Annotated in this window: 18 protein-coding genes and 1 riboswitch; of the genes, 13 read left to right on the top strand and 5 right to left on the bottom strand. The window is 65.4% G+C overall.

Annotated elements, in window-relative coordinates; genetic code table 11:
• The first annotated feature begins 45 nt into the window (after positions 1–45).
• The 5 genes from metE to OIU93_RS01765 all read left to right on the top strand — a co-directional run bounded on the left by metE (position 46) and on the right by OIU93_RS01765 (position 6,984).
• The gene (gene metE, locus OIU93_RS01785; RefSeq protein ID WP_264268331.1) at positions 46–2,403 is read left to right on the top strand and encodes a 5-methyltetrahydropteroyltriglutamate--homocysteine S-methyltransferase; all 2,358 of its coding nucleotides are present in this window, start codon (positions 46–48) and stop codon (positions 2,401–2,403) included.
• A gap of 96 nt (positions 2,404–2,499) precedes the next feature.
• Positions 2,500–3,831, top strand: coding sequence for an O-acetylhomoserine aminocarboxypropyltransferase/cysteine synthase family protein (locus tag OIU93_RS01780; protein ID WP_264268330.1), 1,332 nt, complete (start codon positions 2,500–2,502; stop codon positions 3,829–3,831).
• Between the two features lie 18 nt (positions 3,832–3,849).
• On the top strand, positions 3,850–5,055 hold the full coding sequence (locus OIU93_RS01775) for a cystathionine gamma-synthase (protein WP_264268329.1): 1,206 nt from the start codon (positions 3,850–3,852) through the stop codon (positions 5,053–5,055).
• Between the two features lie 328 nt (positions 5,056–5,383).
• Complete coding sequence (locus OIU93_RS01770; protein ID WP_264268328.1) at positions 5,384–6,388, top strand: bile acid:sodium symporter family protein; 1,005 nt, start codon at positions 5,384–5,386, stop codon at positions 6,386–6,388.
• A 128-nt stretch (positions 6,389–6,516) separates the two neighbouring features.
• A complete protein-coding gene (locus OIU93_RS01765; protein ID WP_264268327.1) occupies positions 6,517–6,984 on the top strand; it encodes a 2'-5' RNA ligase family protein in 468 nt (155 codons plus the stop codon).
• A 206-nt stretch (positions 6,985–7,190) separates the two neighbouring features.
• On the opposite strand, the gene OIU93_RS01760 is transcribed toward OIU93_RS01765, so the two are convergent.
• On the bottom strand, positions 7,191–8,249 hold the full coding sequence (locus tag OIU93_RS01760; RefSeq protein WP_264268326.1) for a Gfo/Idh/MocA family protein: 1,059 nt from the start codon (positions 8,247–8,249) through the stop codon (positions 7,191–7,193).
• A 37-nt stretch (positions 8,250–8,286) separates the two neighbouring features.
• A complete protein-coding gene (locus OIU93_RS01755; RefSeq protein ID WP_264268325.1) occupies positions 8,287–8,811 on the bottom strand; it encodes a gamma carbonic anhydrase family protein in 525 nt (174 codons plus the stop codon).
• A gap of 380 nt (positions 8,812–9,191) precedes the next feature.
• Between OIU93_RS01755 and OIU93_RS01750 the strand changes: the two genes are divergently transcribed.
• Positions 9,192–9,713 (top strand): hypothetical protein, encoded by a 522-nt coding sequence (locus OIU93_RS01750; RefSeq protein ID WP_264268324.1) that lies wholly within the window; start codon positions 9,192–9,194, stop codon positions 9,711–9,713.
• 85 nt (positions 9,714–9,798) lie between these two features.
• Here the strand turns inward: OIU93_RS01750 and purU are convergent, their stop codons facing one another.
• Both purU and OIU93_RS01740 read right to left on the bottom strand, forming a co-directional pair.
• Positions 9,799–10,647: a formyltetrahydrofolate deformylase gene (gene purU, locus OIU93_RS01745; protein WP_264268323.1), complete on the bottom strand. Its 849-nt coding sequence runs from the start codon at positions 10,645–10,647 to the stop codon at positions 9,799–9,801.
• A 60-nt stretch (positions 10,648–10,707) separates the two neighbouring features.
• The gene (locus OIU93_RS01740; protein ID WP_264268322.1) at positions 10,708–11,805 is read right to left on the bottom strand and encodes an NAD(P)/FAD-dependent oxidoreductase; all 1,098 of its coding nucleotides are present in this window, start codon (positions 11,803–11,805) and stop codon (positions 10,708–10,710) included.
• Positions 11,806–11,897: 92 nt separating this feature from the next.
• Positions 11,898–11,985: riboswitch (ZMP/ZTP riboswitch) on the top strand.
• 62 nt (positions 11,986–12,047) lie between these two features.
• On the opposite strand from OIU93_RS01740, the gene glyA reads away from it, so the two are divergent.
• From glyA to OIU93_RS01705, 7 genes are all read left to right on the top strand, one after another.
• Positions 12,048–13,334 (top strand): serine hydroxymethyltransferase, encoded by a 1,287-nt coding sequence (gene glyA / locus OIU93_RS01735; RefSeq protein ID WP_264268321.1) that lies wholly within the window; start codon positions 12,048–12,050, stop codon positions 13,332–13,334.
• A 77-nt stretch (positions 13,335–13,411) separates the two neighbouring features.
• A complete protein-coding gene (locus OIU93_RS01730; RefSeq protein WP_264268319.1) occupies positions 13,412–14,293 on the top strand; it encodes a bifunctional methylenetetrahydrofolate dehydrogenase/methenyltetrahydrofolate cyclohydrolase in 882 nt (293 codons plus the stop codon).
• A gap of 79 nt (positions 14,294–14,372) precedes the next feature.
• Positions 14,373–14,990: a hypothetical protein gene (locus tag OIU93_RS01725; RefSeq protein WP_264268318.1), complete on the top strand. Its 618-nt coding sequence runs from the start codon at positions 14,373–14,375 to the stop codon at positions 14,988–14,990.
• A 104-nt stretch (positions 14,991–15,094) separates the two neighbouring features.
• Positions 15,095–16,222, top strand: a complete 1,128-nt coding sequence (locus tag OIU93_RS01720) for a sensor histidine kinase (protein WP_264268317.1) — start codon at positions 15,095–15,097, stop codon at positions 16,220–16,222.
• 37 nt (positions 16,223–16,259) lie between these two features.
• Positions 16,260–16,964: a response regulator transcription factor gene (locus tag OIU93_RS01715; RefSeq protein WP_264268316.1), complete on the top strand. Its 705-nt coding sequence runs from the start codon at positions 16,260–16,262 to the stop codon at positions 16,962–16,964.
• Positions 16,965–17,122: 158 nt separating this feature from the next.
• Positions 17,123–17,395: an SHOCT domain-containing protein gene (locus OIU93_RS01710; RefSeq protein ID WP_264268315.1), complete on the top strand. Its 273-nt coding sequence runs from the start codon at positions 17,123–17,125 to the stop codon at positions 17,393–17,395.
• Between the two features lie 353 nt (positions 17,396–17,748).
• On the top strand, positions 17,749–18,855 hold the full coding sequence (locus tag OIU93_RS01705) for a fatty acid desaturase (protein ID WP_372342848.1): 1,107 nt from the start codon (positions 17,749–17,751) through the stop codon (positions 18,853–18,855).
• Positions 18,856–19,477: 622 nt separating this feature from the next.
• On the opposite strand, the gene OIU93_RS01700 is transcribed toward OIU93_RS01705, so the two are convergent.
• Positions 19,478–20,878, bottom strand: coding sequence for an MFS transporter (locus OIU93_RS01700; RefSeq protein WP_264268313.1), 1,401 nt, complete (start codon positions 20,876–20,878; stop codon positions 19,478–19,480).
• Positions 20,879–20,916 lie beyond the last annotated feature (38 nt).

The raw sequence follows: 20,916 nt of genomic DNA, 5'->3' as shown, positions 1-20,916 counted from the left end.
CCTTTCCACCACTTTCCACCACGCCAGAACAACAGGAGAACCATCATGACGAAGCCATCCTTCCCGGCAGCATCCATCCTCGGCTACCCGCGCATCGGACCCAACCGCGAGCTCAAGAAGGCCCTCGAAGCGCACTGGGCCTCACGCACCGACGAGGCGACGCTGCACGCCGCGGCCCGCCAACTGCAGAACGCCAACCTGGCCAAGCTCACCGGTCTCGGGCTCAAGCCCGATGACGCCTCGCTGCCCGGCGACTTCGCCTACTACGACCAGGTGCTCGACGCCACCGTCGCCCTCTCGGCCCTGCCCACCCGCTTCGCGGACCTGGCAGGCGAGCACGGCGCCATCGACACCGCAGGCTCCTTCGTGCTGGCCCGCGGCGACGAATCCCGTGCGCCTTTGGAAATGACCAAGTGGTTCGACACCAACTACCACTACCTGGTCCCGGAAATCGGCGAAGCCACCCCGATCAAGGCCAACGCCGCCGTCCTTCTCGAGTCCTTCGCGGCACATGCGGCCAATGGCAACACCATCCGCCCCACCCTGGTCGGCCCGATCAGCTACCTGCTGCTGGCCAAGGCAGAGGACGGCGCTCCCGCCGGCTTCGACCCGCTCTCGCGCATTGACGAAGTGGTCAACGCCTACGGCGAGATCCTTGCCGCCCTGGCCGCCGCCGGCGCACCGTGGGCGCAGCTGGACGAGCCGGCCCTGGTCACCGACCGCGGCGCCGCCCTGGCCGTCCCCGGCGCGCTCGCCGAGACCGTCTACTCCAAGCTGGCCGCCGCCACCGAGCGTCCCGCACTGTTCGTGAGCCTGGGCTACGGCACCGCCGGGGACATCACCCGCCCGGGCGCCACGCAGGGCTTGTTGGCCCGCGCCGGTGTCGATGCAGTACACGCCGACCTGGTCCGCGGTGCCGTCCCCACCGCCGAATTCCTGGGCGATCTGGCCGGCTCAACCCTGGTCGCGGGCATCGTGGACTCGCGCAACATCTGGCGCAACGACCTGGCGGCCTCGCTGGGCACGCTCGCCGCGCTGCGCGCCGAGGTCGAAAAGGCAGGCGGCACCCTGGCCGTGGGCACCGCCACCTCGCTGCAACACGTTCCGCACGATGTGGCCCAGGAAGCGAACCTGCCGGCCCACCTGCCCACTTGGCTTGCCTTCGCCAACCAGAAGGTCGCCGAGGTCATCACCCTGGCCAAGGGCCTGGCCGAGGGCGAGTCCGCGATCGCCGCCCAGCTCTCGGCCGCCGAATCGGCCATCGCGCACCGCGCCGGATTCGCCGGGACCACCGTGGCCTCGGTGCGCGAGCGCCTGGCCAACCTCACCACCGCCGATTTCTCCCGTTCCGTCGCCGAGACCCGCAAAGCCGCCCAGGAAAGCGCCTTGGAGCTGCCGCCGCTGCCGACCACCACCATCGGCTCGTTCCCGCAGACTTCCGAGGTCCGCACCGCCCGCGCCGCGCACAAGGCCGGCACCATCGACGACGCCGCCTACGACGTCTTCCTCAAGGCCGAGATCGAGCGTGTCGTGCAGCTTCAGGAACGCCTGGGCCTGGACGTGCTGGTGCACGGCGAGGCCGAGCGCAACGACATGGTCCAGTACTTCGCCGAGAACTTCGACGGCTTCACCGAGACCGAGAACGGCTGGGTGCAGTCCTACGGATCCCGGGCCACCCGTCCCTCGATCCTCTGGGGGGATGTCTCCCGTCCGGCAGCCTTCACCGTCCCGTGGATTTCCTACGCCGCCTCGCTGACCAACAAGCCGCTCAAGGGCATGCTCACCGGTCCGGTGACCATCCTGGCCTGGAGCTTCATCCGCGACGACCAGCCGCTGGCCACCTCCGCCAACCAGGTGGCCCTGGCCCTGAGGGATGAGATCGCCGACCTGCAGGCCGCGGGCATCGGCATCATCCAGGTCGACGAGCCGGCCCTGCGCGAACTGCTGCCGCTGCGCGCCACCGACCAGGCCAAGTACCTGGGCTGGAGCGTTGACTCCTTCCGCCTGGCGACCTCCGGGGCCACCGATGCCACCCAGATCCACACCCACCTGTGCTACTCGGAGTTCGGCGAGATCATTGAGGCCATCGACGCCCTGGATGCGGACGTCACCTCGATCGAGGCAGCCCGCTCCCGCATGGAGGTCACAGCGGATTTGACCGAGTTCGGCTACTCCCGCGGCATCGGCCCGGGCGTGTACGACATCCACTCCCCGCGCGTGCCCTCCACCGCCGAGGTCGCCGAGCTCATCGACATCGCGCTGGCCTCCCTGGATGCCAAGGCGCTGTGGATCAATCCCGACTGCGGCCTGAAGACCCGCGGCTATGCGGAAACCGAGGCCTCGCTGGCCAACCTGGTGGAAGCCGCGGTCGCCGCCCGCGCCACCCTGGGTGCCACCGTCTAGCACCGCCGCGCGTGGGCGGCATCCATCACGGGTGCCGCCCCCGTGCCTCCCTCACCGACCACGCTTCGACTTACCTTCGGCCCGAAAGGCACGATCATGGCCTCCAGCACCTGGCGCAACGCCACCACCGAAATCCACTCCGGGTACGCCCCGTCCGCCCCGCACCGCCCCATGACCGTGCCGATCTACAACTCCGCCGCCTACCAGTTCCCCGACTACGCCACTGCCGCCAAGCTCTTCGCGCTCAGGGAACCGGGCTACACGTATTCGCGCACCGGCAACCCGACCGTCGCGGTGCTGGAGGAACGTGCAGCCGCCCTCGAGGGCGGGATCGGCGCCATTGCCACCGCCACCGGGCAGTCTGCCGTCGCGATCTCCCTGCTGGCGCTGCTGCAGGGCCCGGGCCACCTGGTGGCCTCCAACAAGCTCTACGGCGGCACCGTGGACCTGCTCACGGACACCTTCGCCGACTTCGGCGTGAGCGTGAGCTTTGTGGACCCTGCCGACCCCGCGGCCTGGGCCGCGGCCATCACGGAAAAGACCCGGGGCTTCCTGCTGGAGTCCGTCTCCAACCCGCTGATCACCCTGGTGGACCTGCGCGCCATCACCGAGGTGGCCCACGCCGCGGGCGTGCCGGTGGTCGTGGACAACACCCTGGCCACCCCGGCCGCCTACCGCCCCATCGATTTCGGGGCGGACGTGGTGGTGCACTCAGCCACCAAGGCGCTGGCGGGTCACGGATCGGTTCTTGGGGGATTGGTCATTGACGCGGGCACCTTCGATTTCTCGGATGCGACGCGCTGGCCGCAGATTGCCGCGCCGCGGGCGCGCTACTACGGGGACTCGCTCTTGGACCGCTACGGGTCCAAGGCCTACCTGATGCTGCTGCGCTCGAAGTTCCTGCACGATCTGGGACCCACACTCCCTGCTGCCTCCGCCGCCGCGATCCTCACCGGCATCGAGACGCTTTCCCTGCGCGTGGCCAAGGCCCAGGACAACGTGCTGGCCCTGACCCGGGCGCTGGCCGCGCACCCGGCAGTGGCCACGGTCCACCACCCATCGGAACACACCCATCCCGACCACGCGCTGGCTGCCCGCGATTTCCCCCGGGGCACCGGCTGCGTGTTCTCCTTCGACCTCAAGGATCCCGCTGCAGTGCCGCGGCTGGTCGATTCGCTTCGCCTTTTCGCCCTGGCCGCGAACATCGGTGACACCCGCTCCCTGGTGGTTCACCCGGCGGCCATGACCCATTGCCGGCTCAACGCCTCCCAATTGGCGACCGCCGGGATCAAGCCCGGCACTCTGCGCATCTCCGTCGGGCTCGAGGATGCCGCCGACCTGGTGGCGGACCTGCTCGGAGTCCTCGATGCCCTGGGTGCCGCATCCACCGCGCCGGCCGCAACGCCGCGCGAAACCATCAACGCCTAGAGAAAGGGACGAGTCACCATGGGCACCACCACCAACCACGGCTTCAACACCCAGGCCATCCACGCCGGCCAGGAACCGGACCCGTTGACGGGCGCGGTCATCCCGCCGATCTACCAGACCAGCACCTTTGTCCAGGACGGGATCAATGTGCTGCGCAACGGGCACGAATACTCCCGCGGCTCCAACCCGACCCGCAACGGCTTCGAATCCCAGCTCACCGTCCTGGAAACGGGCCACGCAGGATTTGCGTTCGCCTCCGGGATCGCCGCCGAGGATGCGCTGCTGCGCGCGGTGCTCGAGCCCGGGGACCACATCGTCCTTGGTTCCGACGTCTACGGCGGCACCAACCGGCTGATCAACCGCCTGCACGGCAAGTGGGGGATCACCAACACCCCCGTGGACATCACCGACCTCGCGGCGGTCCAGGCCGCGGTGCAACCGGGGAAGACCGCGCTGCTCTGGGTGGAGACCCCGTCCAATCCGTTGCTGGGCATCGCGGATGTGGCCGGCTGGGCGGCGATCGCCCGGGCCGCCGGTGCCCTGCTGGTCGTGGACAACACTTTCGCCACCCCGTTCCTGCAGCGCCCGCTCACCCTGGGCGCCGACGTTGTGGTGCATTCGACCACCAAGTACATCGGCGGGCACTCGGATGTGCTCGGCGGCGCAGTGGTCGTGGCCGACCGGGCATTCCGCGGCCAGGCGCTCGCCGAGGCCGTGGGCTTCCAGCAATTTGCCGGGGGAGCGGTGGCCGGTCCGCAGGATTGCTTCCTGGCGGCCCGCGGGCTGAAGACCCTGGGGCTGCGCATGGAGCGCCACTGTTCCAACGCCGCCGCCATTGCCGACTGGCTCCAGGGTCGGGAGGAAATCGCGACGGTGCTTTACCCGGGCCTGGAAACCCATCCCGGCCACGAACTGGCCAAGGCACAGTCCGACGGCTTTGGCGGGATCGTCTCGATGCAGTTTGCCGGAGGGGAGGCGGCCGCTCGGGCGTTTGCCGAATCGACCAAGCTCTTTGCGCTCTCCGTGTCCCTGGGCGGGGTCGAGTCGCTGGTTTGCTACTCCGCGGAAATGACCCACGCGTCGGTGATCGGCACCCCGCTGGCGGTGCCGCGGAACCTGGTCCGGCTTTCGGTGGGCATCGAGCAGGTGGAGGACCTCATCGCGGACCTTCGGCTGGGGCTGGTCGCGGCGCAGGATGCCTCGCTGCAGCGCGCCGCCGCCTGAGAAAAAGCTTGCGGTGTTCCCGTACCTGGTCTGAGGGGGCCGCGAAGGAACACCGCATGACCGGGTACCGTGCTTGATCGCCGGAACCGGTACCAACGGGACGGCGGGTATGGGAGTTCCCGCTGTGCCGGAGAGGCAGGAGTTGGCCGGCATCTGGCAGCCGGTCGGCTCCTGCCGCTAGTGGTGGTGCCCCCCTTGCATGACCGAGCCCAGTCATATGAGCCCCGGAAGATGCGATAAGCGGTGGTTTATCCGCGACGAATGGTGGATGTTGGACGAACTGGTAATCCGATTGGACATTGTTTGATCAATTTGTGACCATTTTTTCATGTCAACTGATCGAAACGTACAACCCAAGCCCGAACTGGACGCCGAAGAGCGCAGTGCCAAGATTGCCGTGACGCTTTTTCCGCTGCTCGTCCTGGCCGGCGGGGCCATTGCCCTGCTGACCCCGGAAACCTTCAGTGGGTTCTCGAAGGCCATCAACCCCTTGCTGATGGTCATCATGTTCGGCATGGGCCTGACCCTGACGCTGCCCGACTTTGCGATGGTCGTGCGCAAGCCGCTGCCGGTGTTCCTGGGTGTTGTGGCACAGTACGTGATCATGCCGCTGTTGGGCCTGGGCATTGCGATGCTTCTTCAGTTGCCTCCGGCCCTGGCCGCCGGCGTGATCCTCGTCGGCTGCGCGCCGGGCGGCACCTCCTCCAATGTGGTGACCTACCTCGCCAAGGGTGATGTTGCGCTTTCGGTGACCATGACCTCGATCTCCACCCTGCTGGCCCCCATCTTCACCCCGCTGCTGACGCTGTGGCTGGCCGGCCAGTATCTTCCGGTTGACGCCGGATCAATGGCCAAGTCGATCGTGCAGATCGTACTCATCCCGGTGGTCCTGGGCCTGGTGCTGCGTGTGATCCTGCCGCGCTTGGTCGCCAAGATGCTCCCCACCCTTCCCTGGGTCTCGGTCCTCGCCATCACCGGCGTGGTGCTCATCGTGGTTGCCGGCAGTGCCGCCGCCATCTTCAGTGCCGGCCTGTTGATCCTGCTGGCAGTCATCCTGCACAACGCCGGCGGCGTTGCGCTGGGCTACGGCACCGCCAAGCTCTTCAAGCAGCCCATTGCCAGCCGCCGCACCATGGCCATCGAGGTCGGCATGCAGAACTCGGGTCTGGCCTCGGGTCTGGCCAAGACCTACTTCACCCCCGAAGCCGCGTTGCCGGGCGCCGTGTTCTCGGTCTGGCACAACCTCTCCGGCGCCTTCATCGCCGCTTACTGGCGCCGCAGCAGCGCCAAGAACGCCGCGTTCGACGCAGAATCGCAGCTTGCGGCCAAGTAGCCGGTAGCCCGAAGTCACACAAGGATCCCTAGGCCGGGCGGTAATCGTCCGGCCTAGGGATCCTTTCGGCATCGTCACCGGCAACTCGAGGCCCTGCGGAATCCGGGACCGTGTGCCTATGCTGAACCATGGGAGCATATGTCCTCGTTGCCTTTGTCGTACCCGTGCAGGCCGGTCTGGTCTTCCCCCGGTCCGGCTGGCCGCTGCACATCACCTTGGTGCGCTTCGACACCCGGGAAACCGCCGACGTCGTACGCTCCAGGTTCGACGGTGTGCTGCCGGCGCTGCTGGGCTTTGGCGTGCGCATTGGCCCGGATGCGCAGTTCGGCCGCAACGCGTCCGTGCCGGTCTCCCTGGTGGAACCGGAGCCGGCGCTGCATCGGCTCCATGTTGGCGCACTGGAAGCGCTGGGACCGCAGGTCCACTTGCCCGGCGCCCAGCACAACCGCTCGAATTACCGCCCGCACGTCACCCATGCCGCCACACGGCTGTTTCCCGGGGACCAAATCAGCATCCGCCAGGCAGCACTGGTGGATATGCGTCCGGATAACGATCCGCGGCTGCGTCAGGTCCTGGCCGTCTGGGAACCAGCGTAGGAGACGGTTCGCCGCAGCATGCAGCCTGCACGGGTACCTGGTGAAAACTGACCGGATCCGAAGCATGCGTGGGATCCGGAGGGGGACGGACAGCCTGCAGGCGATCGCTTCGCCCACCTGGATCTTTCGAGCATGAAGAAAGGGTTTCGTGGTGCCGGAGGATCCTCCGGCACCACGAAACCCTTGTCATGGCCCTGCTGACCGATCTACCTCGCGACGAGGTCGTTCGGGTAGCGGATTCCCAATTGGTGGCGGATCCCGTCGAAGATGGCCATGGTGTTGATCGAGTGTTCCCAGGGCATGGTGGGGGATTCGTTGAGCCCCTGCTGGATGCACCTGGTCGCCTCGCGGAATTCAAACGTGAAGTTCTCGCCCACGGGCTCGAAGACCTCGGTCCGTGCCGGGCCGTCGGCCGGGTGGATGAAGAGCTTCGTGGGGTTGTGCAGCGGAGCGTTGGTCCCCAGCCAGCCATTGGTGCAGGCTATCCGCGCTTCCTTGGTGGGGGAACTGGTCAGCGACACCATGAGCTGGGCATGGCGCACGCCGGAGTAGCCCAGGGTGATGGCGGTCTGGATGTCCACGCCGTCCTCGTTGAGGTCGCAGCTGGCCTGCACCGAGGTCGGAAAGCCGAAGGCGCCGATGGCCCAGGTGAGGGGATACACGCCCATGTCCAGCAGGGCGCCGCCGCCGGCAGCCGGATCGTAGAGCCGCCACGTCGGATCGTAGGGGGCCAGGAAACCAAGGTCCGCCTGGACCCAGGAAGGTTCCCCGAGCTCGCCGGATTCCAGGATGTCCAGCGCCCGGCCGAACGCCGGGGTGAAGCGGGACCAGACCGCCTCCATCAGGAACAGTTCGCGCTCATGGGCCTCGGCGACCAGGGCGCGGGCCTCGTCCGCATTGACGGTCAGGGACTTTTCGCAGACCACGTGCTTGCCGGACTTCAGCGCCGACATGGCGATCTCGAAGTGCTGCCCGTGCGGGGTGCCGATGTACACGGCGTCGATTTCCGGCTCGGCAAACATGGCGTCGTGGGAGCCGTAGGCCCATTCGATGTCATGTTCGTCGGCGAAGGCGCGGGCGCGTTTCTCGCTGCGCGAGGACACCGCCATTACGTTGGCGTCCTCGAGTGATTGCAGGTCGGCAATGACCCTTCCGACGATGCGTCCGGTGGAAACGACGCCCCAGTTCAGTGTGCGGCCCGTGGCCTTGATGGGCGAGGGGGCTCCCGGGTGTGCGGTGGGTGGTGCCTGGATATAACTGACCATCGCTTGTGTGCTCCCTATTTCGTGGGCGGGTGTGGACCTAGCGTGAGGCGTTGGCCTCACGGTGCTTTGCCGCCAGCACGAGGTAGTGGGCGGCGTTTTCCTTCAGGTTTTCCACCTCCTCGTCGCTCAGTTCGCGGCGGACCTTGGCCGGGACCCCGGCAACCAGCGAGCGCGGGGGAACTTGCGTTCCCTCGAGCACCAGCGCGCCTGCGGCCACCAGGGAGTTCTCCCCGATGACGGCACCGTTCATGATGGTCGCGCTCATGCCGATGAGGCAGTCGCTGCCCACGGTGGCGCCGTGGACCACGGCCGAATGGCCCACCGAGACGCGCTCGCCGATGGTGCAGGGAAAACCGGTATCCGCGTGCAGGACCACGTTGTCCTGGAGATTGGTGCCTTCCTTGACGGTAATGGTGTCCGAGTCCCCGCGGGCCGAGACGCCGTAAAAGGCGCTGGTGTTTGCGGCCATGGAGACGTCCCCGGAAAGCGTGGCCGTCGGTGCCACAAAAGCGGTGGGGTCGACGGTTGGTGTGATCGAGTCAATGGTGATGATGTGGGCCATGACACCCACTGTAGCCTGTGCCCTGCGCCCATTTTGGCTGTGCGACACAACAAGGCGCGAAGCCGTTTTCGGGAATTTGCGAGGCCCGGGCCACGGAGGTGTCCCGTGGTCATCCATCGGTTCGGCTGATGGTGGCACCCTGCGGATGCGGAAGTCCGGGCAATGACATGGACGAGGCCGTGGGCGGTCATTCTTGCCAACGGGGCTTGGCTGGTTAGCGTGGGGACGGCATGCGGTGGCCACGGCCTTGGGCAACCGGATAGTGTTGTCCTTCGGCTCCGCGCCTCGGGGCTGCGGAACCTGAGACGGTGTTCGGATGCAAAAGAACGGGAGCAGCTGGGACGATGTGGCCGCAGCACAAGGTTGAGGTATACGAGCAAATGGTCGCGGCCCTCCGGCACACACTTGAGGAGCAGTCGGAGAATATCCCGGCAGAGGTCCTGGAACGACTGAACGGGATCATCAGGTCAGCGGTTCACTCCATCGACACCAGTCCGGAAATCGTGGCGGTGGGCCTGCCGGACATCGAGCCCGAAGTTCTCGAGCCCGTGGTGGCCGAAGAGACATCGGTCGATTCCGCCCCGGCCGCGGAGAGCACCGCGGTCGATCCCTTCCGCCATGGCGCCCACGCCGAGGCCAACAGGATGCTTAAGGCCAGGCAACTGGCCCGCTGGCTCTGGGACCGGGATATCGGCGGTGACCAGGTTTTGGGCTTTAGCAACAAATGGCGCAACAAGATCGCCAGGGCCGCTGGCGTCAATCCACCCTCCACCTTGGAAACCTGGACGGTTGCCGTGGACCTGATGGGGCGCATGCAACAGCTGGCCGATTCGGGGACCCAACCAGAGGCCAGCGAACGCCAGCATCTGGACGAACATGACCAGTGGGCCGCTGAGCAGTAGCACTTCCTTAGCAGTTACCTGGGGCCAGCGCCGAAAGGGGCTGGGAAGAAAAGCCGGCACCAGGTACTGGTGCCGGCCCGCCAGACTAGGAGAAGACGACGGTGCGGTAGCCGTCGAGCATGACGCGGCGCTCGGCATGCCAGGCCACTGCCCGGGTCAAGGTGCGGCCCTCCACATCCCGGCCCATCGCCACGAACTGCTCGGCGGTGCGTGCATGGTCCACGCGGATGACCTCTTGCTCGATGATCGGTCCCTCGTCCAGGTCAGCCGTCACGTAGTGGGCGGTGGCGCCAATGATCTTCACGCCGCGCGCGTGCGCCTGGTGGTAGGGCTTGGCCCCCTTGAAAGATGGCAGGAACGAGTGGTGGATGTTGATGGCACGGCCGTTCAGTGCGCGGCACAAGTCATCCGACAGGATCTGCATGTAGCGGGCCAGCACCACCAGCTCGATGTCGTGCTCGTCAACCAGAGCCAGCAACCGGGCCTCGGCCTCGGCCTTGGTCGCAGCGGTGACGGGTATGTGGATGAATTCGATGCCATGGAAATCGGCCATGGGCTTCAGATCCAGGTGGTTGGAGACAATGACCGGGATATCCACCGGCAAGGTCCCTGCACGCTGGGAGTAGAGCAGGTCGTTCAGGGCGTGGCCTTCCTTGGACACCATGATCATGGTGCGTACCCGGGAACCCGCGGCGGTTACCTTCAGCTCCATCCCGAACCGTTCCTTGACCGGGCCCAGTGATCCGCGCACGGTCTCGAGATCCTGGCCGGTGGCCACGGCGATGCGCATGAAGAAGTTGTGGGTCTCCGGGCTCTCGAACTGCTGCGACTCGGTGATGTTGCAACCGGCGCTCAGCAACGCTCCCGAGACGGCATGGACGATGCCCGGGCGGTCGGGGCATGACAGGGACACAATGAAATCGTTGGTGCTCACGGGGATTACGCTACAGGCAGCCCTCGCCGCGGCTGAATCCTGCAGTTAAATGAAGCATTCCTAGTTGGCACCGACCACCGCGACGCGTGCATCCAGCAACCGTTGCGCGGCAACAGCTGCGGCCCGGCCGGCGCGCGTTGCCCCGACGGTGGAGGCTGAGGCGCCGTAGCCCACCAGGAAGAGGCCGGGGACCTTGTCGACGGTGACCGAGTCCTCGCCCATGACGATGCCGCCGCCGGGTTCGCGCAGGCCCAGCGGAGCCAAGTGGTCAAGCGAGGCCCGGAACCCGGTGGCCCACAGGATGACGTCGACGGCCTCGGTGGTTCCGTCGGTGAAGGTGACGGCATGGGCAGAGATGGAATCAATCCCGCCGCGGGAGACCAGCACACCGGAGTCGATGCCCTCGCGGTAGAAATCAGTGAGCGGAAGTCCCGTTACCGAGACCACGGATCTCGGAGTCAGGCCCGCCCGGGTGCGGCTGTTGACATTCATCTCCACCTCGATGCCCCAGGACTTGTTCTGGGGTGCATCCCGCCACTGCGGTGCCTGTCGGGTGGACCACAGGGTGTCGATGCCCAAGGAAGCGAACTGCAGCAGGAACTGCGCGGCGCTGGTGCCGCCGCCGACTACCAGCACCCGCTTCCCCAGGAATTGCTCCGGCGCCACGAAGTCGTGGGTGTGCAACTGGCGCCCGGCGAACTCCCGTGCTCCGGGGTAGTAGGGCCAGTACGGCTTGTCCCAGGTTCCGGTGGCGTTGATGAGCGTGGCGGCGTGGACCTGGCGGCCGTCGGTGGAGATGATGGTGAAGCCTTCGGTCAGCGAGCCGGTGACGGTCTTGGCCTTGAAGGGCCGGATCACCGGCAGTGCGAACGCCGATTCATAATCCCCGTAGTAGCGGGTGACCACCGCGGAGGCTGGTTCGGATGGGTCGGGTGTGTCCAATTCCATGCCGGGAAGGGAGTGCAATCCGTGTGCGCGGTCAAAGGTCAGCGAGTCCCAGCGATGGCGCCACGCGCCGCCGGGGCCCTCGTTGGCATCCAGCACCACGAAGTCCTGAAAGGGGACCAAGCCCTTGCGCCGCAGGTGGTGGGCCGCGGAAAGTCCCGCCTGGCCTGCACCAATGACGACCGTACGCAACTGCTCACCCATGGACTGCATGTCGGCTGGCCCTCCCTGAGGACGTGGTAATTGAAGATTCAAGTGTCACCCGGTGTAACAGTCTGACCCGCGGGCCTATTCCGACTAATATCGAAGGGTGTCGCAACTGGCGTTGGGTGGGGTGAACCACCGGGGAGCGGCACATGAGCTAACCACGGACCGCGCGCCTGGGTCCGGGGGTTGAATGATTCGCAATGTGACCCTGCCCGAAGAACAACCCTCACCCACTGGAGTTCAACATCATGAGCAAGAATCCCGTGACCAACCAATCCCTCGTCGAGCTCGACCCGGAAATCGCCGAGGTCCTGAAGCTTGAGCTTGGCCGCCAGCGCGACACCCTGGAAATGATCGCCTCCGAGAACTTTGCGCCGCGCGCGGTGCTCGAGGCCCAGGGCTCGGTGCTGACCAACAAGTACGCCGAGGGCTACCCGGGCCGCCGCTACTACGGCGGCTGCGAGCACGTGGACGTGGCCGAGAACCTGGCCATCGAGCGCGTGAAATCCCTCTTCGGCTCCAAGTTCGCCAACGTCCAGCCGCACTCCGGCGCCAGCGCCAACGCCGCTGCCCTCTCGGCCATGATCGAACCCGGGGACAAGATCCTTGGCCTTTCCCTGGCCCACGGCGGACACCTGACCCACGGCATGAAGCTGAACTTCTCCGGCAAGCTCTACAAGGTTGCCGCCTACGAGGTCGACCCGGAAACCTTCCGCGTGGACATGGACAAGCTTCGTGCCCAGGCGATCGCCGAGAAGCCGCAGGTCATCATCGCCGGCTGGTCCGCCTACCCGCGCCAGCTCGATTTCGCCGCCTTCCGTGCCATCGCCGACGAGGTCGGCGCCAAGCTCTGGGTCGACATGGCCCACTTTGCCGGCCTGGTCGCGGCAGGACTGCACCCCAACCCGGTGCCCTTTGCCGACGTGGTGACCTCCACCGTGCACAAGACCCTTGCAGGTCCGCGCTCGGGGTTGATCCTGACCAACGACGAGGCACTGGCCAAGAAGATCAACTCCAACGTCTTCCCGGGCCACCAGGGCGGGCCGCTGATGCACGCCATCGCCGGCAAGGCGGTTGCCTTCAAGATCGCAGCCGGCGAGGAATTCAAGGCACGCCAGGAGCTCACCCTGGAAGGTGCCAAGCTGCTGGCCGAGCGCCTCACCGCCGAGGATGTCACCGCGGCGGGCGTCTCGGTGCTCACCGGCGGCACCGACGTGCACCTGGTCCTGGTGGACCTGCGCAATTCGGAGCTGGACGGTAAGCAAGCCGAGGACCTGCTGCATGAAATCGGCATCACCGTGAACCGCAATTCGGTGCCGTTCGACCCGCGCCCGCCGATGACCACGTCGGGCCTGCGCATCGGCACCCCGGCGCTGGCCACCCGCGGTTTCGACGCCGCTGCCTTCGCCGAAGTCGCCGACATCATCGGCGAGGCACTGCGTGACGGACAGAAGGCTGACAAGGTCGCGCTGGCCAAGCGCGTGAACACCCTGGCAAAGGCCTTCCCGCTCTATGAGGGTCTCGAAGACTGGTAAACGGCCTCCGGCCACCGAACACCGCCCGTACCATGCGCGCACGGGAACAAACTCTTGAAACGGAGCACCACAAACACATGACTGCACAGATTCTTGACGGCAAGGCAACGGCAAAGGCCCTCAAGGCCGAACTGACCGAACGCGTGGCCAAACTCGCCGAACGCGGCGTCACCCCGGGCCTTGGCACCATCCTGGTCGGATCCGACCCGGGCTCGACCTGGTACGTCGGCGGCAAGCACAAGGACTGCGCCGAGGTCGGCATCAAGTCGATCCGCGTGGACCTGCCCGAGGAGACCACCCAGGACGAGCTGCTGGCCAAGGTCCGCGAGCTGAACGAGAACCCGGAATGCACCGGCTACATTGTCCAGCTGCCGCTGCCCAAGCAGATCGACCAGGACGTCATCCTCGAGGCCATGGACCCGGCCAAGGACGCCGACGGCCTGCACCCGATGAACCTGGGCCGCTTGGTCGCCAACGTCAACCGCCCGATGACCTCGCCGCTGCCGTGCACCCCCAAGGGCTGCGTTGAGCTGCTGGCTCGCCACGACATCGACCTGAACGGCAAGAACGTGTTGGTCGTCGGTCGCGGAGTGACCATCGGACGTCCGATCGGGCTGCTGCTGACCCGCCGCGACGTCAATGCGACGGTCACGCTGGCCCACACCGGTACCAAGGACCTGGCCCAGCACCTGGCAGAGGCCGACGTGGTCATCGCCGCAGCCGGCCAGCCGCACATGATCAAGGCCAAGGACCTCAAGCCCGGCGCGATCGTGCTGGACGTGGGCGTCTCGCGCGTCAATGACGAGAACGGCAAGGCCGTTGTCACCGGCGACGTGGAACCTGCAGCCCATGAGGTTGCCTCCTGGATCTCCCCGAACCCGGGCGGCGTGGGGCCGATGACCCGCGCCATGCTGCTGGCCAATGTGGTCGAATCCGCGGAGCGCGCTGCCGGAATCTAACCGGTTCGCCACCAAGCAACGCCCGGGCCGTTTGTCATTTGCCAGGCAATCGTTGGCTTGCCTGCATACGATGGTCGCCATGACCCCTGACACCTCATCCGCTTCGCGGCCCACCATCTCGGTGCGTATCCGGTGGGTCATCGGTCTGACGGTGTTCGCGATGGCCTGCTTCGCGGTGATGGGTTGGCTGTTCGATCGGCCATTCCATGATGGGGCAGGCAACCGGCTGGTCTTATACGCGGGCTGGCATGACGGAGAGTTCGCAGTCCTTGCGTGTCTGCTCGGCGGCTTGGCGTTGGGAACCGCGTTGGTTCTATTGATCGCACCGCCGGTTTCACGAATCCGGAGCAATGCCTTGTTCGTTCTCGTGCAGCTCGTGCTTTTGGCTGCCGGTACCGTGCTGCTACTGTTTTGGATTTTGGTGCTCTTCTTTGCCATGCTCGGCGCCGGGATGGGCGCGATGGATTCGGTCACCGCCCCGAATGGACAGCGGGTACTCCTTGACCGCAGCATTGGCGACCAAGACATTGTGTCCGTCTGGGTTCCGGACTCGCCCAACATGTATGTGGAGGCACCCAACAGCGGCTTCCCGACAGAAACGAATATTGAGACGAAGGACTGCTCCCTGAATGCGGACGTCCGGCCTTGGATCCTGACCTGCCAGGGGTTTGACGTGATCCTGGCGGGCACTCACTAGGACAACCCCGCGGGTTAGGCGGCGGTTCGTACTCCCGGCGGAGTATGCGTGCCTACGGCCACGGCCGGATGATTGCGGAGAGTGAGAACGAGTAGTCTCGTCTCATGATCAACCGACGCCGTCCTCCACTGGGCATCCTGCCGGTGGCCGTGGCGGTCGTGCAATTGATCGGAACCCACTTCGCCGCACGGCGGTTTGACGAGTCCCTGCCGTGGGGCGCGGTACTGCTCCTGCTGGCGGGTCCCGCCCTGCTGTTGTTCCGCCGCCGAGTGCCAGGACCCATGGTTGCCGGCATCGGGCTGGTGACCGTGGGCTACGTCGCGGCAGGCTTCCCATGGGGCCCGTTCCTTCTGTCGTTTGCCATTGGGTTGGTCCTTGCCGTCCTCGCCGGGGCCCGCTGGTGGGCCTGGGGGAGTGCCGCGGGCGCCGGAATCGCGTTCCTGCTGCTTGCCCTGCAGTACGGAGAAAGTACCCCGGTCTTCTTCGTGCTCGTGTGGTTGATTGTCGTCCTGTTGGCAGGAGAGCTGGGGCGCAGTGCCAAAGCCCGCCGCGACGAGTTCCGTCGGGCTGCCGACGAGCGGGCCAGGCACCAGCGCGACGAGGAACGCCTGGTGCTGGCACGGGACATCCACGACGTTGTGGCGCATTCGCTGTCCATGATCAACGTACAGGCTTCCGTGGCGCTGCACTTGGCCAAGAAGGATGGCGACACCTCCGGGATGCTCGCGGCACTGGAAAACATCAAGACCGGTTCCAAGGACGCGCTCTCCGAGGTCCGCGACGTCCTTGCTGTCCTGCGACAAGACGCGCCGCGGGTTCCCAGCCAACGGCTGGAGCAACTCGAGGAACTCATCGCGAGGGTCCGCGGAGCGAACCTGACCATCTCCTTTACCCCGCCGGTGCTGCCGCCCCCGGAATGGATCGATGAGCGCGTGGAGAACATTCTCTACCGGGTGGTGCAGGAATCCCTGACCAACATCGTGCGGCACGCGAAGGCCAGCCGCGTGACCGTGGCCGTCGAACTTGATGACGTGCATGCCGCGGTCGACGTGACGGACAACGGGATCGGCATGGGCACCGGGGACGAGGGCAACGGGATTGGCGGGATGCGCGAACGCCTGGGCGCCCACGGCGGAAAGCTCACGATCACCACCGGAGAAGCCGGCGGAGCGGGCAGGGTCGGAACCCGCATCGACGCCTGGCTGCCGGCACCCGGGAAGCCGCATGCCTGAAACCCCGACACCCCACGAACCGACACCAGGGAGCCACATGATCGGCATTCTCGTCGTTGATGACCAATCGCTGATCAGGGCGGGATTTTCCGCGCTCTTGGGGGCCGAGGACGACATGCAGGTGCTTGGTCAGGCTTCCAACGGCGTGCAGGCACTTGCACAGGCGCGCGCCTTGGGACCCGACATCGTGCTGATGGATATCCGCATGCCCCTGGGCGATGGCATCACTGCCGCTGCGGCCATCGCCTCGGACCCGTCGCTGGCACACACCCGGATCATCATGCTCACGACGTTCGAACTAGACGACTACATCCTCGATTCCATTCGGGCCGGCGCCTCCGGGTTCCTGGTCAAGGACACCGAACCCGAAGAGCTCATCGCGGCCGTGCGCATCGTCGCGGCGGGGGACTCGCTGCTCTCGCCCTCGGTGACCCGAAAGCTGCTGGCACAAGTTGCCGCCACCAAGCCCGTGCCGACGTCGCGGCAACCGGCGGCGGTGTTTGACGTGCTGACCGAACGCGAACGCGAGGTCCTGATGCTCATCGGCACGGGCAAGAGCAACTCCGAAATCGCCGAGGAGCTTTTCATCACCCCGCTGACCGCCAAGACCCATGTCTCACGCATCATCGGGAAAATGGGAGTGCGCGACCGGACCGGGCTCGTGGTCATCGCCTATGAAAGCGGACTCATCACCCCCGGTGCACAGCCCGCTCCGCAGACCTCCCGACGGAATCCCGACTAATCCCGGCTCCACCCGAGCCTGCACCGGCCGGAGTACGCCCCGGACCCCTAGGTGTCTCCACACGGCCGATGCGGCGATGGACTCCCAAGGATGAAAGTGGATACATGAGGCATAGAGCCTCGGAATCCCGCTATTCACTCTTTGAGGAGCAACCCATCATGACAACCGCAATTCTTCCGGCACTTGCATCCATGCCAGCCCACGCCTGGGGACCGGGCCATGGCCCCGGATGGTTCTTCCTGTTCCCTCTCTTCTGGATCCTGCTCATTGGATTCTTTATCTTCTTCAGCCGCCGCATGTACTGGCGCCACCGTGTCCAGGGCGACCCCATGGGCGCCGAAGGCGTGCTGCGCGAGCGCTATGCACGTGGTGAAATCGATGAAACCGAGTACCGGCAGCGGCTCGAGGTGCTGCGGGCCAACCGGAAATAGGCCCGGCAACAACTCCGACCGAGCCGAACCGCGGGTCCAAGGACCCGTGGTTGTGCTCGGTCGAATCCTGTTTATTGGGGGCATGACATAGCCCACATATGCCCTTTCGGCTATATGTAGGGATTTGATCGAGCCGGGGAAAAATCCCGGAACGACGGGGCCAGGGGCGGATTGCCGCATGATCATGCACAGTCCATGCCCGAAAATGAATTCAGCTAATTGGTGTCAATGCGCAACGATCAGGCATTTCACATGCGTAGCACGTAAGCTCTTGTAGATAGGAACCGAGATTTTCAGTTCTTGCGACTGAAACCGCCGCCCTAACCGTTTACCGGGAGTGACCCTTGAGTAGTATGAGTTCCACTTTGACCCCCTCGGCCCCGGAACAACGTGTATCGCGTGGTTCGGCCGGAGCCAACAATTACCGCCACCTCAAAATCCGCGTTCGTGACGCTGGCCTGCTGGGCCGCCGCAAAGGCCACTACCTGGGGCTCATCAGCGTCCTTGTGGCCATGCTTGGCGGAGCCGTCACCGGTTTTGTTCTGCTAGGGGACAGTTGGTACCAGCTGCTCATTGCCGCTGCCGTTGGTGTCATCCTGACCCAGTTCGCATTTCTTGCCCATGAGGCCTCGCACCGCCAGATCCTGACCTCGGGCCCGGCCAATGACAAGATCGGCCGTTTTCTGGCCAACTTCGTGGTGGGCATCAGCTACCAGTGGTGGATGAACAAGCACAACAAGCACCATGCCATGCCCAACACGGTCGGCAAGGATCCGGATATCGAGTGGGACACCATTTCGTTCCAGACGGAGGACGCCCAGAAGCAGAAGGGGTTCCTGAAATGGATCACCGAGCGCCAGGGCTACCTGTTTTTCCCGCTGCTGACCCTTGAGGGTTTCAACCTGCACATGCGTTCCATGATCTATTTGTTCACGAGTGAGCGGGTCAAGGATCGCAGGCGCGAGATCATCTCCATCATCATCCGCTTGTCCCTTTATGTGGCGGCCATTTACATCTTCCTCCCGGTGGGCATCGCCTCGGCCTTCATTGGCGTTCAGCTTGCCGTCTTTGGTGTGTACATGGGTGCCTCGTTCGCTCCGAACCACAAGGGCATGCCGCTGATTCCCAAGGAGTCGCGCATCGACTTCTTCTCACGCCAGGTATTGACCAGCCGCAACGTCATGGCCCGTACGACCTTTGGCAACCGCGTCCTTTCGCACGTCTTCGGCGGCTTGAACTACCAGGTCGAGCACCACCTGTTCCCGTCAATGCCCCGCGCCAACCTCGCGGGCGTGGCTGCGATCGTGCGCGAATACTGCCACGAGCTCAAGGTCCCCTACACGGTCACCTCGGTCTCCCAGTCCTACGCCCAGGTCATCACGTACCTGAACAAGGTCGGCCTCTCGGCGCGCGACCCGTTTGACTGCCCGATGGTCGGCGAGTTCCGCCCCTACAAGTAGGCGGATACTGACGTCGTCGAGAGATTGCTCGGCTTGGCGGCCCTCACTGAATACTTCGCATTGCCCCCGGATCCGATTGATCGGCTCCGGGGGCAATGCGTTTGTTGGGGTGCGGTTTTCTTGCGGTCTGTAATACGGATTCGTCACGGCTTTTCGGGATCGGCCGGCTGCGGCGCTCCAAGCATGCCGGATAAGCAAGCGGATGAGCCCTACCCGCTAGATACCGTTGTGACCGGCTGTCGTTTGGCATTGCGGTGCTTGCACCGTGGATTGAACCCAACGGCCGTGCCTGAAGCGATATGCAGGTCCAGCGCTTGCCCTTGATTAGTCAGGCCGGCCGGAAACCGGGCGGATCAGGCTCTCGCCAATACTCCGGACTCGAGGACGGTGGCGAAGCCATCTCTACCTCGATTGGAAGGCCGCGCTTGGAATGCCGCGATGCCGCTCCCCGGCATGGAGCTGAACCTGCTGGCCATTTACGAGGCAGTCGCGTTCCGAGCTTCACTGGATGGATCCAAACGAAAAATGGTCGGTGTCCGACTCCCAGATAGGGAGGGGGACACCGACCATTCGTGTCTGGCGGTGGGACCCGCGGAGCGCGGGGATCCTTGTCTTCGGTCCGCTACTTGACCGGAACGGCCGGAGACTCGAGTGCCGGGCGGCGCTTGTCGAAGATCGTGGCACCGATTTCCTGCTCGGCCTGGTTGTTGATCGAGAGGTCGATTCCCTTGCGGTCACGCAGCAAGGACACCGCCGTGAGTGAAATCAGGGTCATGCACAAGAGATAGATCGACACCGACGTGGTCGTGCCGGTTGCCTGGACCAGGGCCGTGGCAATCATCGGGGCGAATGCGCCGCCGATGATGGCGCCCAGGGCGTAGGAAATGGACACGCCGGAGAATCGCACCGATGCCGGGAACAGCTCCGAGTACAGGGCCGCCTGCGGGCCGTAACCCAGGCCCAAACCGACGGCGAAGAGCGCGAAGGCCAGGTACAGCATGGGCAGCGAAGCGGTGTTCACCATCCAGAACAGCGGGAAGACCACCAGTGCCTGGCAGGTGAAGCCGATCTGGTACGTGCGCTTGCGTCCGATCTTGTCCGCCAGGTAGCCCGAAAGCAGCGTGAAGATGAACCACATGGCCGCGGCGAAGGCGACGGCAACCAGGACGTCGGTGCGCTCGAAGCCGATCGGTCCCTCGGGATTGGTGGTGTAGGCCTGCAGGAACCCGCCGGTGGTCATGTAGCCGGCCGCGTTGTTGCCGGCGAACACCAGGGCGGCCAGGATGACGAGGAGCCAGTGCTTGCGGAAGAGCTCCACGATCGGGACCTTGGTCTGCTGCTTCTTGGCGGCGATTTCCTCGAAGATCGGGGATTCGTCCACCGCGCGGCGCACCAGAAAGCCAACGACGATCAGCACAATGCTCAAGAGGAACGGCACACGCCAGCCCCACTGTAGGAACTGCTCACCGGGGGAGATGACGCCGGTCATCAGTGCCATGACGCCGGAGGCCAGGAGCATGCCCAGCGGGACACCGAGCTGCGGGAAGGCCCCGGCGCGGCCGCGGCGGTCCTTGGGTGCGTGCTCGACGGCCATAAGGACCGCGCCTCCCCACTCGCCGCCGGCGGAGATGCCCTGCAGGATGCGCAACAGCAGCAGCATGATCGGAGCCATGACCCCGGCCGTGGCGTAGGTCGGCAGCACCCCGATCAGGGTTGTTGCAGCACCCATGAGGATCAGGGTGATCACCAGCATGGCGCGGCGGCCGATCTTGTCCCCGTAGTGGCCGGCCAGGAAGGCGCCGAGCGGACGGAAGAGGAAGGAGATGCCCACCGAGGCGAAGGAGAGCAACAGGCCGATCTGTGCACCGGCCGGCTTGAAGAACAGCTCGGCGAAGATCAGGCCCGCAGCCGTGGCATAGATGAAGAAGTCGTACCACTCGATGGTGGTGCCGATGATCGTGGCAAAGGCCACCCGGCGCTGGTTGGCGCGCTGGGCCGGCGTCTGGCTATGGGCAATGCTCATGGTGCTCCTCTTTGAGCGGACTGCTCGGACTGGATCGA

Origin of the sequence: Paeniglutamicibacter sp. ZC-3, from assembly GCF_025847175.2 — a bacterium.
Lineage (GTDB): Bacteria > Actinomycetota > Actinomycetes > Actinomycetales > Micrococcaceae > Paeniglutamicibacter > Paeniglutamicibacter sulfureus.
The sequence above is the reverse complement of the archived record's forward strand: the minus strand, read 5'-3'. Positions and strand labels throughout refer to the sequence as shown.